The sequence below is a fragment of the Streptomyces sp. NPDC048211 genome (assembly GCF_043202315.1).
Taxonomy (GTDB): Bacteria; Actinomycetota; Actinomycetes; order Streptomycetales; family Streptomycetaceae; genus Streptomyces.
This window is the reverse complement of record NZ_JBIDAD010000026.1, coordinates 17,297-32,236: the sequence shown is the minus strand read 5'-3', so window position 1 is coordinate 32,236 and position 14,940 is coordinate 17,297. Positions and strand designations below refer to the sequence as shown.

13 protein-coding genes are annotated in these 14,940 nt (G+C 69.8%); 7 read left to right on the top strand and 6 right to left on the bottom strand.

The annotated features are described in order from the left end of the window. Positions 1–24: 24 nt before the first annotated feature. Positions 25–1,017 carry a ScbA/BarX family gamma-butyrolactone biosynthesis protein gene (locus ACGFZA_RS40705; protein WP_393685999.1) on the bottom strand — a complete coding sequence of 331 codons (993 nt, stop codon included), beginning with the start codon at positions 1,015–1,017 and terminating at the stop codon, positions 25–27. 120 nt (positions 1,018–1,137) lie between these two features. Here ACGFZA_RS40705 and ACGFZA_RS40700 point away from each other — a divergent pair, with 120 nt between their 5' ends. The 3 genes from ACGFZA_RS40700 (at position 1,138) to ACGFZA_RS40690 (ending at position 4,352) form a co-directional block, all read left to right on the top strand. After that, a complete protein-coding gene (locus ACGFZA_RS40700) occupies positions 1,138–1,794 on the top strand; it encodes a ScbR family autoregulator-binding transcription factor (RefSeq protein WP_393686028.1) in 657 nt (218 codons plus the stop codon). 188 nt (positions 1,795–1,982) lie between these two features. Continuing rightward, positions 1,983–2,756, top strand: coding sequence for an SDR family NAD(P)-dependent oxidoreductase (locus ACGFZA_RS40695; protein ID WP_393685997.1), 774 nt, complete (start codon positions 1,983–1,985; stop codon positions 2,754–2,756). A gap of 237 nt (positions 2,757–2,993) precedes the next feature. After that, positions 2,994–4,352 (top strand): phosphomannomutase/phosphoglucomutase, encoded by a 1,359-nt coding sequence (locus ACGFZA_RS40690; protein ID WP_393685995.1) that lies wholly within the window; start codon positions 2,994–2,996, stop codon positions 4,350–4,352. A 297-nt stretch (positions 4,353–4,649) separates the two neighbouring features. Here the strand turns inward: ACGFZA_RS40690 and ACGFZA_RS40685 are convergent, their stop codons facing one another. The 3 genes from ACGFZA_RS40685 to ACGFZA_RS40675 are packed head-to-tail and all read right to left on the bottom strand — an operon-like array spanning position 4,650 to position 7,674. Further along, positions 4,650–5,054, bottom strand: a complete 405-nt coding sequence (locus ACGFZA_RS40685; RefSeq protein WP_385286063.1) for a DUF6009 family protein — start codon at positions 5,052–5,054, stop codon at positions 4,650–4,652. Beyond that, positions 5,051–6,490 carry a phage/plasmid primase, P4 family gene (locus ACGFZA_RS40680; protein WP_393686026.1) on the bottom strand — a complete coding sequence of 480 codons (1,440 nt, stop codon included), beginning with the start codon at positions 6,488–6,490 and terminating at the stop codon, positions 5,051–5,053. The genes ACGFZA_RS40685 and ACGFZA_RS40680 overlap by 4 nt, the downstream gene beginning before the upstream one ends. Positions 6,491–6,549: 59 nt before the next feature. Beyond that, positions 6,550–7,674: a bifunctional DNA primase/polymerase gene (locus ACGFZA_RS40675; RefSeq protein WP_385286061.1), complete on the bottom strand. Its 1,125-nt coding sequence runs from the start codon at positions 7,672–7,674 to the stop codon at positions 6,550–6,552. Between the two features lie 978 nt (positions 7,675–8,652). Between ACGFZA_RS40675 and ACGFZA_RS40670 the strand changes: the two genes are divergently transcribed. The 3 genes from ACGFZA_RS40670 to ACGFZA_RS40660 all read left to right on the top strand — a co-directional run bounded on the left by ACGFZA_RS40670 (position 8,653) and on the right by ACGFZA_RS40660 (position 11,365). Next, complete coding sequence (locus tag ACGFZA_RS40670) at positions 8,653–9,651, top strand: ScbA/BarX family gamma-butyrolactone biosynthesis protein (protein WP_393685992.1); 999 nt, start codon at positions 8,653–8,655, stop codon at positions 9,649–9,651. Positions 9,652–9,698: 47 nt separating this feature from the next. Continuing rightward, on the top strand, positions 9,699–10,619 hold the full coding sequence (locus ACGFZA_RS40665; protein WP_393685990.1) for an NAD(P)H-binding protein: 921 nt from the start codon (positions 9,699–9,701) through the stop codon (positions 10,617–10,619). A gap of 71 nt (positions 10,620–10,690) precedes the next feature. Then, on the top strand, positions 10,691–11,365 hold the full coding sequence (locus ACGFZA_RS40660) for a ScbR family autoregulator-binding transcription factor (RefSeq protein WP_385286054.1): 675 nt from the start codon (positions 10,691–10,693) through the stop codon (positions 11,363–11,365). Between the two features lie 43 nt (positions 11,366–11,408). Here ACGFZA_RS40660 and ACGFZA_RS40655 read toward each other — a convergent pair whose 3' ends face one another. After that, entirely contained in the window at positions 11,409–12,911 is a 1,503-nt protein-coding gene (locus ACGFZA_RS40655; protein WP_393685987.1) for an FAD-dependent monooxygenase, read from the bottom strand. Positions 12,912–13,204: 293 nt separating this feature from the next. Here ACGFZA_RS40655 and ACGFZA_RS40650 point away from each other — a divergent pair, with 293 nt between their 5' ends. Continuing rightward, positions 13,205–13,900 (top strand): ScbR family autoregulator-binding transcription factor, encoded by a 696-nt coding sequence (locus ACGFZA_RS40650; RefSeq protein WP_393685985.1) that lies wholly within the window; start codon positions 13,205–13,207, stop codon positions 13,898–13,900. Here the strand turns inward: ACGFZA_RS40650 and ACGFZA_RS40645 are convergent. Next, entirely contained in the window at positions 13,865–14,533 is a 669-nt protein-coding gene (locus tag ACGFZA_RS40645) for a ScbR family autoregulator-binding transcription factor (protein WP_393685983.1), read from the bottom strand. The two genes, ACGFZA_RS40650 and ACGFZA_RS40645, sit on opposite strands and share 36 nt — an antisense overlap. Positions 14,534–14,940 lie beyond the last annotated feature (407 nt).

Genomic DNA, 14,940 nt, shown 5'->3' with positions numbered 1-14,940 from the left:
GCGAAGGGGCACGGACGGGAGGGCCTACGCCACGAACTGGGCCGGTGCCAGGACCGACGACGGGATGATGCCGGTCAGCGGCCGTCCGGGAATGCCGGTCAGTACGGGCGCCAGGGTGATGGTGGCCGCGAAGTTCTCGACGTCCTCCTGCCGCATGGTGATGCCCACGCGTGCGCGGCCCATCGTGTCGTCCGGGAGTGCGCGGGCGCCGATCAGGCAGGGCGCGTCGAGTTCGACGTAGCGTTTGAAGAGGGTCTCCATTCCCACCGGGGCCATGCGCCGCGGGTGGGTCATGGACTGCGCGGCCTGCAGAGCCGCTTCGAGCAGCAGCATTCCGGGGGCGTGGTCGACCGGGTGGTCGAAGAACAGCGAGTGTCCGGTGTCGACCCGCAGCTGCCAGAGACCGGGGGCTCCCGTGGGGGAGAGCGCCATGTCGTCGAGGGAGTCGCGGCCGAGAAGCTGTGGGGGTATCTCCGTCGCGGGTCTGCTCAGCGGGAGCGGGCGGATGAGGCCTGGCGCTCCGCGGCCGTTGCGCAGTCTTTGGTACACGGCCGGGGCCTGGACGGTTAACCGGGTGCGGGCGCCGGCCAGTTCGATGCCGTTGCGCACGGTGGTGATCTGGAGCGACAGCGCGGAGAGGCGGGTCCCCCGGTAGAGCGAGCTCAGGCACTTGACGTGCAGTTCGACGTGGCCGGAGAGGTCATGGGCGAGGGAGGCCGCAGGGGTGATCTCGTACGCGTAGGTGTCCCACAGCAGGTGGTGACCGAGCGGTACGCCGTATGCGGCGTGGCAGAGCAGCGGGAAGACCTGACGGACCGTCTCGTTGAGAAGCATCAGGTCGAGGTGTCCCTGACGCGTCACGTAGAAGCTGTGGGCGGTGGGCCAGTGGGCGGACACGGTGAACGTGTCGTCGTCCGTTCGGCTCCAACCGGTGAGGAGGACCTCGTCGGCGTTCGCCTTGTGGACGAACTCCTTCTGGACGAATTCGGGGCGCGGCGCAACGGCAGGGCGGTGCATACGGAACTCCCGGGAGATGTTGGGGCAGGTCCAAGTGCGGATGGCGCTGTCGTCGTGAGGTGGACGGTGCAGGCAACGATAGATAACATAGAGGTCGTTCTTTTTTTTGTCGAGCTGTACATGGGAGCTGAGATGGCGCGACCTACACAGGAAAGGGCTCTGAGGACCCGCGAGTTGATCGTGCTCGCGGCTGCGGAGGAGTTCGACAGGAACGGCTACGCGGGGGCGGCCATCACCAAGATCCTGGAGCGTGCGGGGGTGACCGCCGGCGCGCTGTACTTCCACTTCAAGTCGAAGCAGGAACTGGCGCTCGAGGTCATGAACGCACAGCCTCAGACAGTTGTGCCGCACCTTGCTTCGCGGGGACTGCAGCGGTTGGTGGATCTCACCTTGATCTGGTCACGGCAACTGCGTGAAGACGTGTTGCTGCGGGCGGGCGTGCGGCTGGCGGTGGAGCAGGGCGGCTTTGGCGTCCAGAACCTCAATGCCTACCAGAACTGGCAGGGAATCATGACGGATTGTCTGCAAGCAGCCGAGGAAGATGGCCAGTTGCGCCCAGGTGTGGACCCGGACCGGACGGCCACCTTCGTGGTGGGCGCGTGTACGGGTGTGCAGCTGTACGCGGAACTGCGCAACGGCAGGGAGGACCTTACTGAACAGGTGGTGCAGATGTGGCAGCTGCTGCTGCCGGGAGTCGCCGTTGCGGATCTCGCCGACAGGATCGATCTGAATCCGGAGCGGGGCAACAGCCGCGGTGCGCAGCCGGCCATGGGGTGACACCGGCGAGGGCGATGCCGGGGTGGAGGCCGCTTTCGGAGCGGGCCCCGGTGGTCATCGGGTTGGCGATGGCCACCGGGGCCCGCTCCGGCCGGGCAAGAGGAATGTTTCGGATGTCATGACGATCGTCGCTCCGAGAAGGTTCACTACTGACGGGCGGGGAGCCCGCGTCGATGGGGGGAGACACCATGAGTGAGGTACGGCGTCTACTGGACGGCAGACGGATCATGATCACCGGATCGTCCAGCGGGATCGGGGCTTCCGCGGCAAGGCTGTTCGCCGCGGAAGGAGCGCACGTCGCGCTGATGGCCCGCCGCAAGGAGCGGCTGGACGCGCTCGTCGAGGAGATCACCGCCGCCGGGGGACGGGCGGTGGCCGTGCCGGGGGACGTGGCCAGCGACGAGGACGTCGAGCGTGCTGTCGCGGTCACGGTCGACACCTTCGGCGGGCTGGACGCGGCGTTCAACAACGCCGGCTACGCGGTGGCGGGATCCCCGATCCACGAGACGGACCGAGCGGTCTTCGACCGGATCATGGACGTCAACGTGCGGGGCGTGTGGAACTGCCTGCACAGCCAGATCCCGGCCATGCTGTCCACCGGCCGCCACGCGGCGGTGGTGAACACCTCCAGCATCGGCGGAGTCAGGGCCACCGGAGCCGCCGCGGCGTACGTGGCCGCCAAGCACGCGGTCATCGGTCTGACCAAGGCGGCCGCTCTCGAGTACGGCGAGCAGGGCATCCGCGTCAACGCCCTGGTGGTGGGCAGCACGCGCACCGAGATGATGGAAGAGGTCCTGGCTCAGGCCCCGGACCTGGAAACGTCCTTCGTCGAGAAATCGGTCCAGAAGCGCATGGCCGACCCCGTGGAAGTGGCCCAGGCGGCGGCCTGGCTGTGCAGTGACCGGTCGTCGTTCGTCACCGGTGCCAGCCTGTCGGTGGACGGCGGCTGGAGCGCCGTCTGAGGCTGTCCGTTGCGGTTTCGCCGGGCAGGGCCGTGGACCGGCCCGGCCCGGCGGGACCCGGTTTCCGTGCGCACCCCGCGCCTGCCGGGGGGACACAAGTCGCCTCAGGACGGGGGCACTTGCCGAAGCCTCATCCGGTCCTCGCCGGTTGTGCGGTGTCCCGCGACGCGGCCCGTAGGTTCGGATACCGGCTCGCGGAAGGCGCGGTCGCCGAACTGACACCTGCGGAGGACCGCCGTGCCCGACCTGTCTGGAATCGTCAAGGCGTACGACGTTCGCGGTGTGGTCCCGGACGAGTGGGACGAGTCGCTGGCGGAGCTGTTCGGGTCCGCCTTCGTCGAGGTGACGGGTGCACAGGCGGTCGTCGTCGGGCACGACATGCGGCCCTCGTCGCCCGGGCTCTCCCACTCCTTCGCCCAGGGCGTCGCGCTGCGCGGCGCGGATGTGATCGAGATCGGGCTGTGCTCCACGGACGAGCTGTACTACGCGAGCGGGTCCTGGGGCCTGCCGGGGGCGATGTTCACCGCTTCGCACAACCCGGCCCGGTACAACGGCATCAAGATGTGCCGGGCCGGGGCGGTCCCGGTCGGGCAGGACACGGGCCTGGCACGGATCCGCGAGCTCGTCGAACGCTGGGCCGTCTCCGGTGCGCCGCCCCTGCTGAAGCCGGTCGGCGCGATCGAGCGGCGCGATGTGCTCGGCGCGTACGCGGAGCACCTGCGGGGGCTGGTCGACCTGTCCGGGATCCGCCGGCTGAAGGTGGTCGTGGACGCCGGCAACGGCATGGGCGGCCACACCGTACCGACCGTCTTCGCGGGGCTGCCGCTCGATCTCGTTCCTCTCTACTTCGAGCTGGACGGTACGTTCCCGAACCACGAGGCCAACCCGCTGGACCCGAAGAACATCGTGGACCTGCAGGCCCGGGTGCGGGAGTCCGGCGCCGATCTGGGCATCGCCTTCGACGGGGACGCGGACCGCTGCTTCGTGATCGACGAGTGGGGCGAGCCGGTCTCCCCCTCGGTGATCACCGCGCTGGTCGCCGTCCGGGAGCTGGCCAAGGCTCCGGGCGCCACGGTCCTGCACAACCTGATCACGTCCTGGGCGGTGCCGGAGGTCATCGAGGAGAGCGGAGGCAAGCCCGTCCGTACCCGGGTGGGGCACTCCTTCATCAAGGACGAAATGGCCAGGACCGGGGCGGTCTTCGGAGGCGAGCACTCCGCGCACTACTACTTCCGCGACTTCTGGAACGCCGACACGGGGATGCTCGCCGCTCTGCACGTCCTCGCCGCGCTCGGCGGCCAGAGCAGACCGCTGTCCGAACTGGTCGCCCAGTACGACAGGTACGCCGCGTCGGGCGAGATCAACAGCACCGTCGACGATCAGCACGCCCGTCTGGCAGCGGTCCGGGCCGCGTACGAGAGCCGGCCGCAGACCGAGCTCGACGAGCTGGACGGCCTGACCGTCATCACCCCGGACTGGTGGTTCAACCTGCGCGCCTCGAACACCGAACCGCTGCTGCGGCTCAACGTCGAAGCCCGGGACGCCCGGACCTGCGCCAGGGTGCGGGACGAAGCGCTGGCCCTCATCCTCGGCTGAGTGACGGGGGAGTACCGGTCCTCAGCTACCGAACGGAATCGGTAGCTGAACCGGTCCGGCGGCAAAGACGCAGCTCCCGCACCGCGGAGGAGCTTGAGGAGCGACCGAAGCGACCGAAGGCCTCTGTCTATGACGCGCACGGTCTCCGCACGGAGGCGAAGGGCCGGGCTCATAATCCCGGCCTTGCGTCGCTTGAGACGCTGTCCCCTCGGCTGACCCCTGTGACCTGCGCGTTTCTCCGGCCTCGGGGTGGAGCGACTCAGTAGCTGCGTAGCTCCGCCCCGGGCTGCGCCGGTCTCAGACCTTCGGAAGCGTGATGCCGAGCTCCCGCATGGCCGCGGACTCGGGCCCGCCCTCGGAGCGCTGTGTCTTGTAGCCCTTGATCCGGGGCGCGATGGTGCGGGGATCGACTGCCTCGGAGGGGGCTCCATATGCGTAGAGGCCGTCGGGGGCACTGTCCCGGTCGTGGGGGAGGAGCCAGAACACGCGACGCAGGAAGGTGCCCGAGGTGTGCGAGGAGTGGGCGGTCGGGCCGAGGAGGGCGTAACCGACCATTCTGCCGCCGCGATGGTACGCCGGCTTCCCGCGCCGGTTGGGGAGCCGGTCCAGGCTCTGGCGTACGTAGTTCAGGGAACTGACGTCCTCCAGCCAGACCAGGTCGCTCTCGTGAGCGATCTGCTCGGGATCGATCAGAGCGCTCATGAGTTTGCTCCCGCTTCCGCGTTGAGCCCGATACCGGGATAGAACTTGCGCTGATTCGAAAAGACCATGTCTTTCGGGGTGGCGATGCCCACGGTCTCGCGCACCCGGGCCGCGAAGGCCCGGGAGGAGACGGGGGACGCCCCTTCGAGCTGGCACCAGGCTCTGTAGCTGCTGTACAGCCGGCTCTGCTCCGCACGCACCTCCGGTCCCAGGAAGCAGCGTTCCGTGAGGAATCTGCCCATGTGGTCCTCGGTCTCGGCATAGGCGGTGGTGGCGGTACGGACCTGCTGGGGGCCGGTGAGGTCGCGCGGACCGGTGAGATAGCGGCGGGCCCCCGTGATGAGCCAGTGCAGGATGCCGGGTCCTTCCTCGGAGACGAGAAGATCCGCGAGGTTGTCGACCTTGCGGTCGTCGGCGACGATCCGGTCGAACGGGATCAGCTTCATCCGACGCCAGAACGCGTACCCGCCGGTGCCGACTTCGGGGCGGTGGTTGCCCAGCAGCCAGAGCTTGTGGGTGGGGGTGAAGGAGAAGAAGTCCTGCCGCATCCGGCGGGCCTTGATCCGGTCGCCACCGGTCAGCAGCTTCACCCGGGCCTCGTCGAAACGGTCCCCGGGCTTCAGCTCGGAGCAGACGATGATGCGACGCCCGTGGAGCTCGGCCAGATCGGTCGGGTGTCCTTCGAAGGGCCGGGCCATGAGGAAGCCGGGTGGGGCCGCGTCGGCGTAGTCGCCCAGGAGCTTCACCATGACGTCCAACAGGACCGACTTGCCGTTCTTTCCCTGCCCGTAGAGGAAGGGCATGATCTGTGCGCCGACGTCGCCGGTGATCGAGTACCCCAGCAGCTCGTGCAGGAAGTCGATCATCTGACGGCCGGTGCTGTCGTCGCCGAACGTGTCGGTGAGGAAGTTCTCCCAGCGCGGGGTCGCCATCGGGCGCGGCGCGACGCTCGTGGCGCGGGAGTGGTAGTGCTTCTCCGGATCGGGGGCGGAGAGCATGCCGGTGGTCAGATCGACGACGCCCTCGGGTGTGCAGAGGGCGTAGGGGTCGGCGTCCAGGAGTGAGGCGTTGAGGACCATGCCCGGTGCGGCCTTGGCCTGCGTGAGCATGGCCTTCATCCCCGAGGTGGACAGCGCGCGGCGACGGTGGCGGCGCAGCGCGCTGTCGCTGTGCCGGGCGCGGGAGTCCTTCTCGGCGAACGCCTCGGCCATTTCGCCCGCGGCCCAGATGACGGCGTCGTCCTCGTCGACCGTCCAGCGGTAGCCCGACCACTTGAACCAGCCGAGCCCCGGTACGTGGCGGAAGTCGCACCCGTAGAGCTGAACGAACAGTTTGGCGTTGCCGCGGTCGCTGAGGGTGTCGGGGAGCAGCCCGTTCTCGTCGGCGGGGACGGGGGAGGCTCTCTCGGAGGGAGCCTCGGGGGTGGCGAGCTGCATGATCTGCCGGGCGATCTCGACCGGATCAAAGAGCCCTTCCGGAGCGAAGGGCGTCTCGTTCACGAGCGGTCTCCCAGGTCGAGGGGCCGCCGGCTGCCGGCGACCAGGCCGCTGTGGATGATCCGCGCGGCCCGGCGGTGCTGGCCGGGCCGCGCCTGTGCGGCGGCAGCCAGGAGTGCGCTCTCGGCATCGGTGAGGTTCATGCGTCCGGCACCGACGAGTCCGCCGGCGGTGAAGGCCGCCCGGTTGAGTTTGTCGCTGAACCCGGCGCCTTCGGTGACGGCGCCGCAGTCCAGCACCGCGCTCAGGACGGTGGAGAGTGTTCTGGCGGCAGCGTTCCTTCCGCCGCCGGCCGCGATGACCGCGGCGCGAGCGCGGCCCGGTACGGATGCCGCGGTGCGGGCGGCGGGTGGTGGGGCACGGTGCCCCGTACGTACCAGCTCCGCTGCCAGCCAGCGGGGCAGCGGAGCCGGGGCCCGGGCCGGGAGACAGGCGGTGTAGGTGCCGGCGGCTGTGGTGGTGCCGGGGGCGATGATGTATCCGCCGTGCGCCCGGACGTCCACCTGCCACGCCAGCGCCCTTCTGGTGCCGGACCCGGTCGAGCACTGCCAGGCGTCGTTGCTGTCGACCGCGTACCAGAGGTGCAGCCCGCCGGAAGGGGTGCGGACGCGCAGCGTGGTGGTGTCCTGCGCGGGATCGTCCTGCCCGCGCAGAGCGGCGAGCAGGGCCAGGCTCTGGAAGCCGTGCCGCAGTCCGTTCAGGGAAATCGATGGGGGGATGTGAATGCCCGGCAGGAGCCGGTCGTGCTCGGGGGGTGGTGCGAGGTGGGAGTCGACATCGATCACCAGGAGTCCGGCCGGTCCGCAGGCCACTCCCACGCCGAACCGCGGCTGCCGGCCCCACCAGGCGGCGATGCGGGCCCGGTCGGTGGTGGCGCAGTGAAAGCCGTGGCACCACCGACCGGCGGGGATGCACGGGCACTGATCGGGTGCGTGGCTGCGCGACTGGCAGTCGGCACAGTTCGCCGCCGGTGTCTTACGGCCGGGGGCCAGGGGGTGGACGGGCCAGTTGCGTTCCGCGCACCACAACGCCGTGGCCAGGGGAGTGGAAGGCCGGGCGAAAGCCGTGTCGGTGACTGCTCGGTCTATCGGGTCGCTGCTCGGTAACCCCAGGTCAGTGGGCATGGAATGGTCCTCTCAGCGACCGAAGCGACCCAGTGCGGGAATTGTCTCCACCACACGGTTTTGGCGGTGGTGGCCGCATGCGCCGGGGGCGGGTGCGCCTCGGACAGCAGAGGGACATGGGCTCCGTAGTGCTCGGAGATCCGTGGGTCCGGTGCGAGAGGTGGCTGGGCGGCAGGCGCCGACGCGACGTCGGATGCCCGCGTGCCGTGGAGCCGCGGTGACGTCGGATGCGTACGTTCCGTCAGGGAGCGGCCAGGTTCCGGGGCGGGAGCGGTGTCCGGCACCCGGCCCCTGACACCGCTTCAGGCAGCCGGTGCCGCCTGGTGACGCAACGAGATACCTGGTAGCGAGCATGCCATCCCCCCGGGGCGTGCTTGGTGTACTGCTCAGTGGCGCGGCCCCGCCCGGCCTCTCCCGGCAGGGGGTGCTGCGGCCACGTGCGGCCGCTCGGTCCAGCATCCGCACCTTGGTTTGCAGTTGCGCAACTAGAAAATAACGGTGGCCCGGTTTTCTGTCGAGGGAGGGACGGGGGCCGCCGCGTTAGGAACGCGTCAAGGGGCCGGTGGGAGGGAGTGTGTCGGCGCAGGTGATGACGCCGAAACCGCCCGCCGGACGTGCCGTTTCGGCCGGGTGGCGCCGGGCTTTCCGCGGCACCCCCGGTGCCGCGGCGGGAGGCGTGGGGAAGCCTCCGCGGTACGCCCTCCGGGGTCTCGGACACCGCCGGACCTGGGAGATCGGTTCGTACGAGGGCGCCGTCCCGCACGGGCCGGCCGGCAGGTGCGGGCGCCGGGGTGGTCGCCGAAAGCGCCTTCGGCTGCCGGCGGTTCGCTTCCCGCCCTTGCGGAGGATGCACCTCCACATCTCGTCCCATGCTTTGGCCGAAGCGGGCTAGAGATAAAACCGGGGGGTACGTATCTTTGGTTCCGGCGGCGATGCGAAGCGTCCGACCGCTCACCAAACCGCGACTCTGGGGGATAGATGTCAACGGTAGACATGTTCCGGTACGCGATCCCGACCCACCGGCCGTCGTCGGGCGGCGTGAACGGTTCGCCCGCCCTGTCCGGCTATGGTCCACTCACTTCCACGGTACCCAAGGAGCTGGTGCACCGAGCCGCTGTCGCGGAGGTGCTGCTCACCGGATGGGAGCGGCACGAGGACACGCGCTTCGCGGTCACGGCCCAGTGGCCCCGGGGCCACAGCTTCTTCACCCCGGTCAACGGCACGCACTACGACCCGATGATGGTGGCGGAAACAATCCGCCAAGTCGGTTCGCTATTGGCTCACGCGGAGTTCGACGTGCCGGCCGGTCACCAGTTCCTGATGCACGACCTCGAAGTGGCCGTGCAGCCCCAGCACCTGGGGCTGGAGGGCGTTCCCGCCGCGCTGGACATCGAGGTCACCTACACGGAGGTGAAGCAGCGGCGCCAAGGCCACGCCGGCGCCCGCTACGAGGTGGTCATCCGTCGCGACGGGCACGTCGTGGCCACGGGCACCGCCGCCTACACCTGCGTCAGCCCCGATGTCTACCGGCGCGTCCGCGGCAGCCGGCTGTCCGGCGGTCGCCCTGCGCTGCGGCTCTGCGCCCCGGTCTCCCCGCAGAGTGTCGGACGGATGTCGCCCACCGACGTGGTGCTCTCGCCGCTGGGAGAAGCCGGAACCTGGCAGCTGAGAGTGGACACGCGCCACCCGATCCTGTTCGACCACCCGGTGGACCACATCCCCGGCATGGTCCTCGTGGAAGCCGCCCGGCAGGCCACCATCGCCGTACTCAGCCGCACGTCGCCGGACACCTACGGCTTACTGCCGACCCGGGTCACCGCTCGGTTCCAGCGGTACGCCGAGCTCGACAGCCCTTGCACGATCGAGGCGCACGAGCTCCCCGCGGGTCCGGGGCAGAGCCTGGTCCTCGTGTCCGGCCGGCAGGACGGCCAGCCCCTCTTCGACGCCACCGTCACCGCCCGCGGCGTCCACGTCTGACGCAGCGCCCTGCACCCTTCAGAGGCAACTCGTATCCAGGGGGACAGATGATTCTTGTGACGGGAGCAACGGGAACAGTGGGGCGCCTGGCGCTGGAGCGGCTGCCTGCCGACTGCGCGGTCCGCGTCCTGGCCAGGGATCCGTCCCGGGTAGCCGTTCCGCGCAAGGGCGTGGAGGTGGTACGGGCCGACTACCGCGACCCGGCCAGTCTGGGGAAGGCACTCAGGGGTGTGCACCGTGCTCTGCTGGTGACCAGCCGGGTGGGAGGGGACGACGACGTCGTGTTCCTGCGCGCCGCGCGCCGGGCCGGGGTCAGGCGGGTGACGAAGCTGTCGGCGGCCGCCGTCGTCGACGTCCGTGCCCAAGACCTCATCACCAGGTGGCAGCGCGACTGCGAAGCGGCGCTGACCTCCTCGGGGCTCGAATGGACCCTGCTGCGCCCCCGCGCGTTCATGTCCAACGTCCTGTCATGGGCCTCCTCCGTTCGCACCGAGAGCCTGGTCCGCGGGCTGTACGGACACGCCCCCAACGCCTGTGTGCACCCGAGGGACATCGCCGACGTGGCCGTCCTCGCCCTCACCGAGGACGGCCACGCCGGGCGGGCCTACACCCTGACCGGGCCGCAGCCGCTCAGCGCCGTGGAACAGGTGGAGCAGCTCGCGGAGGTGCTCGGCCGCCGGCTGCGGTTCGAGGAGATGGAACCGCCCCAGGCGCGTGCGGCGCTGCTGCGGCGCCATTCCGGTTCGATGGCGGACGCCCTGCTGGACAGCGCGCTGCGCCAGAAGGCCGGTAGCAAGGCGCAAGTGCTGGACACGGTCCGGGCGGTGACGGGCGGTGAGCCGAGATCGTTCCGCTCCTGGGCGCAGGAACACGCGGGTGCTTTCGGGCCCGCGCGGGAACAGGCGACGCGGTCCACTAAATTCTCCGAAAGGGGCTCCCCACTGACAGGACATGCCGTCAGCCTGTAAGATACATACTTGACGGTTTTTTTCAGGTAGGGGTTCACGGGACCCAGCGACATCGGGAAGGGAGGGAGACAGTGGTCAAGCAGGACCGGGCGGTTCGTACCCGCCAGACCATCCTGACGGCAGCCGCGAAGGTGTTCGAGGAACGTGGATACCAGGCCGCCACCATCACTGAGATCCTCGCCACCGCCAGCGTGACGAAGGGGGCCCTGTACTTCCACTTCCAGTCCAAGGACCACCTGGCCGAGGGTGTACTGGCGGAGCAGGACCAGCGGTTGGTGGTCCCCACCCGCAAGTGCAAGGTCCAGGAGATCGTCGATACCGTCGCCCTCCACGCGTACCGTCTGCAGACCGACCCCATGGTCAGGGCCGGGGTGCGCCTGTCGTTGGACCAGCAGGCGACCGAACTCGACCGCAGCGGACCCTTCCTGCGCTGGGCCGAGGTCGTCGGAAGGCTTCTGGAGGAGGCGCAGGGGGAGCTGCTGCCCCACGTGGTCCCGTCCGAGACGGCCGACGTGCTGGTGGGCTCCTTCGCCGGTGTCCAGGCCATGTCGCAGATCATCAGCGGATACCAGGACCTGGACCAGCGGGTGTCGCGACTGCTGCGCCACATCCTGCCCAACGTCGTGCTGTCCTCCGTGCTCGCGACCGTGGACATGTCCGAAGGCCGTGGCGCTGCGGTCTACCGGGAGGCCGGTGGCACCCAGTCGCTGGAAGAGCGGCAACCGGTGGCCACCACCGCGAGCTGACGACGGGCCTCGCCTCGACCGGTCCCGCTCCGGGCCGGACCGGTCACCCCGCGGAGCGGACGTCACCTTCCACGGCCAGGTACGCGGCCAGGGTCTCGTCCAGGCCTCCGCCGTCGGAGGCCCAGGCGATATAGCCGTCGGGGCGCACGAGCAGGGCTTCGCAAGGCACCACTGCCACCGGTTCGGCACGTACGACCCGCAGGGAGCAGCCCCAGCGCCGCGCGGCCTTCTCGTGCTGTCCGGCCGCGTCCGTGCCGAACAGGAGCAGCAGCATCCGGCCCTCCTGCAGCAGGCTGATCACGTCGGCCGGTCCCGACTCCGTGGTCAGGGCGATGTTCTGCAGGAACTTCCCCTCCCACGGCGAAGGGGCGGGGGAGCGCGCCGGAAGCACGGTGTCCTGGGCGCTGATCATCCCGGCGAGATGGGACCCGCCCCGGTCGTCGACGAGCAGCCCGCTGATCAGGCTCCGCAGCGAATCGAGCCGGACCTCCGGGTTCATCAGGGACACCTGCGCGCGGACGTTGGCGATGACGCGCTCTGCGGCGGGCCGGCGCTCGGTCTCGTAGGAGTCCAGCAGGCTCTCGCTCGCCGATCCCCGCACGGTGGCCGCCAGCTTCCAGGCCAGATTCAGGGAGTCGAGGAGCCCGGTGCTCAAGCCCTGCCCCCCGATGGGGAAGTGAAGATGCGCGGCGTCTCCCGCCAGCAGCACGCGTTTTTCCCGGTAGGCACGGGCCAGGCGCGCGTAATCGCTGAACCGGCTGAGCCAGCGGGGTGAACTCATGGCGATGTCCCGGCCCATGATGTGCGAGGTCTCCCTGCGCAGTTCCTCCAGCGACAGAGGACGGCCGCGGTCGGCGCCGGGCTGCGTGAAGTTGGCGGTACGGATGTGCGTCTCGCCGTCGGCGGCTTCTCCGACGACGACCCAGCCGTTCGCCGTGCGGTGCCATCCGGCGCTCAGGGCGTGGGGGTCGTCCAGGCGCACGAGGCCCATCATGGCCGAGACCGAGGCGTCGTACGTGTCGGAGAGGATGCCCGCCTGTTCGCGTACGGTCCCCCGCGCGCCGTCGGCGCCGACCACGTAGTCCGCTTCGTAGTCCACGGGTCCTCGCGGCCCTTCGGCCAGCACGGCTACCCGGTCCGGCAGTTGGCGGATCCCGACCATGCGGTGCTCACGCAGCACGCGCGCCCCGGCGGCGCGGGCGCGGCTCTCGAAGAGCCGCTCGATATCGGCCTGTGTCCGTTTGAGGACCGGTTCGGGTTCGGCGGCGGGCGCGGTGATGCGCAGCCCCGGGATGCCGGCGAAGTGGAACGGGCTGCTGACCGTGCCCGACGGCCGGGACGGTTCCGGGGCCGGCAGGTACCCCCGGCGGGCCAGTGTCTGGACCGTGCGGGCATGCAGCGTGGTGGCCTTGGGCCTCTTCGATGTGGAGGCTTCCCGTTCCAGGACGAGTGCGTCCACGCCGTACCTGACCAGTTCGGCGGCGAGTAACATGCCGACTGGTCCTCCCCCGACTACGACCACTTGCGTACGTATCGGGCGCACCATCCGGGGCTCCTCGTCCGAGACCTGCTGTCTCGGATATGCGCCGCGGGGCGGGCACTGCCGCTCCGGTCAGCGGCGCGACAGCGGCACGGAATTTACCGGAGTACCGCGGCCGTGCGGTGATTGTCAGGAGTCTTAACGGACAATTAGCACCTGCCGCCCGGTGCGCGGAGAGGCTGCGAGGAGGACCGGAAAACCGTGCTCGCGGTTTGTTAATCTGCTCGGATCGAGTCCTATGGAGCCCGGCTTCGGCTCGATGGCCGCACGCCCCGCATCCGCAGCAACGGAGGGCCCGGATGGCTCAGCAAGACCGCGCGCTGCGCACGCGTGAGGCACTGGTCGAGTCGGCCGCCGAGATCTTCGACAGGGAGGGCTTCTCGCTCGCGTCCCTGGCCATGATCAGCTCCCGCGCGGGAGTGAGCAACGGCGCCCTCCACTTCCACTTCGCCAGCAAGGCAATGCTGGCGCATGCGGTCGCCGAGGCGGCCGAGCAGCGGCTCACCCGGCTCACCGGCCGGTACGAGGGCCGGTTTCCCGGCGGCTCTCTGCAGCTCCTGATCGACACGACGCACGACCTGGTCCGAGGTCTCGGGGAGGACGTGCTCCTGCGGGTCGGCTTCGATGCCGCGCGAAGCCTCCACGAGTCCGGTGCGTCGGCCGGTTCCCGTCGTCTCTGGGCATCCTGGGTGCGGGAGACCCTTGAGCGTGCCCGCGGGGAGGGTGCGCTGAGGCAGGATGCTCCCGCGGATGCCGTTGCGGCCGCCCTGGTGGCCACGACGCTCGGCCTGGGCGTCCTGACGCAGAGTCCGCCCGTCCCCCGCGCGGACACCGTGACGCACCTCTGGGGCCTGCTGCTTCCCGTACTTGAGGCGGGCGGCGTCGCGGGCCGCCTCATGCCGTCCGGCACCCCGGCCGCAGCGGACCGAGGCTTCTTCCCGGCTCCCGGGCCGGCCGGATCAGGACGAGTCGTGCGCGACGTACCCGATGGGTGAGCGGTGCCCTTCGACGCGCGTCGGCGAGCCACCGGGTTCCAGTGCGCGCAGGATCTCGGGGCGTGCCACGGACCGGAGGATGAGCCGCCAGTACGCGGTGAGTGTCGCGGCGGAGAACCACGCGGGGTCGTCCCGCCCGAGCATCTCGAAGCCCGTGGTGGCCGCGACGATGCCGTCGGCCGCCGCGGAGTATTCGATGCCGTCGATCAGGAGAGCCTCGTCGGACGCCTCCGCCAGCAGCTGGCGCACGCATACCTGCCACTCCTGATGGAGGGTGGGCCCGGAGTCGTGAGGGGCCTCGTAGCTGAGCTTGAACCCGGCGCGTGCCACGACATCCCGGCGCAGTCGCTCCGCCAGGGCGTGCGAGGTGTTCGTCAGACGCTGCAGCGCGTTCATGCCGGGCCGCTGGGCAAGCCATGCCTCACGGCGCAGACTCACGCCGGCCGACGCTTCGACGGTGGCGGCCACGGCGGCCTTGTTCTCGAAGTGGAAGTGCAGGGCACCGGGGCTCACGCCCGCACTGGCACTGATGTCGGACAGCTTCGCCTGAATGTATCCGTGCCGCTCGAACTCCTCAGCCGCCGAGCAGATGAGGGCGTGGCGTGTGCGAACGGCACGTTCCTGTTGGGTCATGGGTGCTCCTTGAGTAAGCGGGCTGCACCGTGAGCTTATAAAACCAGCATAGCGGTTTTTTCATTGTAGGCGCCCCAGGAGTTCCTTGTACGGCTTGAAATGCCTAGGTAGGCGCGGTGTTGGCGTGCGGTGGCCGAAGCGCCGGCGAGAGGACGGGGTGCGGGGGAGTGAGTGCGGGAGGCCGCTCCGGGGCTTGAAAACCGGGACTTGAGTATGGTTTCCTGACGTCAGTCCCCGGTCGGGGACGGTCGGTGACTGGTTGGCTCTGTCAAGCTCCGCCCCTCGAACACGGCGGCGTGAACACGGCTTACGCCCCGTCAGGCGACCCTTCTGAACAGGCATTTCACCTGTTCGCTCCGGCCGGGGAGGCACTCCCGCAGCTGCGTCGAATTCCCCCGAGGCGCAGC

Bases quoted from the DNA above. Each gene is read 5' to 3' on its own strand.
- ACGFZA_RS40685 (WP_385286063.1), bottom strand. From the start codon at position 5,054: ATGAGCGCTCTGATCGATCCCGAGCAGATCGCTCACGAGAGCGACCTG.
- ACGFZA_RS40700 (WP_393686028.1), top strand. From the start codon at position 1,138: ATGGGAGCTGAGATGGCGCGACCTACACAGGAAAGGGCTCTGAGGACC.
- ACGFZA_RS40665 (WP_393685990.1), top strand. From the start codon at position 9,699: ATGATTCTTGTGACGGGAGCAACGGGAACAGTGGGGCGCCTGGCGCTG.
- ACGFZA_RS40705 (WP_393685999.1), bottom strand. From the start codon at position 1,017: ATGCACCGCCCTGCCGTTGCGCCGCGCCCCGAATTCGTCCAGAAGGAG.
- ACGFZA_RS40670 (WP_393685992.1), top strand. From the start codon at position 8,653: ATGTCAACGGTAGACATGTTCCGGTACGCGATCCCGACCCACCGGCCG.
- ACGFZA_RS40675 (WP_385286061.1), bottom strand. From the start codon at position 7,674: ATGCCCACTGACCTGGGGTTACCGAGCAGCGACCCGATAGACCGAGCA.
- ACGFZA_RS40650 (WP_393685985.1), top strand. From the start codon at position 13,205: ATGGCTCAGCAAGACCGCGCGCTGCGCACGCGTGAGGCACTGGTCGAG.
- ACGFZA_RS40645 (WP_393685983.1), bottom strand. From the start codon at position 14,533: ATGACCCAACAGGAACGTGCCGTTCGCACACGCCACGCCCTCATCTGC.
- ACGFZA_RS40680 (WP_393686026.1), bottom strand. From the start codon at position 6,490: ATGCAGCTCGCCACCCCCGAGGCTCCCTCCGAGAGAGCCTCCCCCGTC.
- ACGFZA_RS40695 (WP_393685997.1), top strand. From the start codon at position 1,983: ATGAGTGAGGTACGGCGTCTACTGGACGGCAGACGGATCATGATCACC.
- ACGFZA_RS40655 (WP_393685987.1), bottom strand. From the start codon at position 12,911: ATGGTGCGCCCGATACGTACGCAAGTGGTCGTAGTCGGGGGAGGACCA.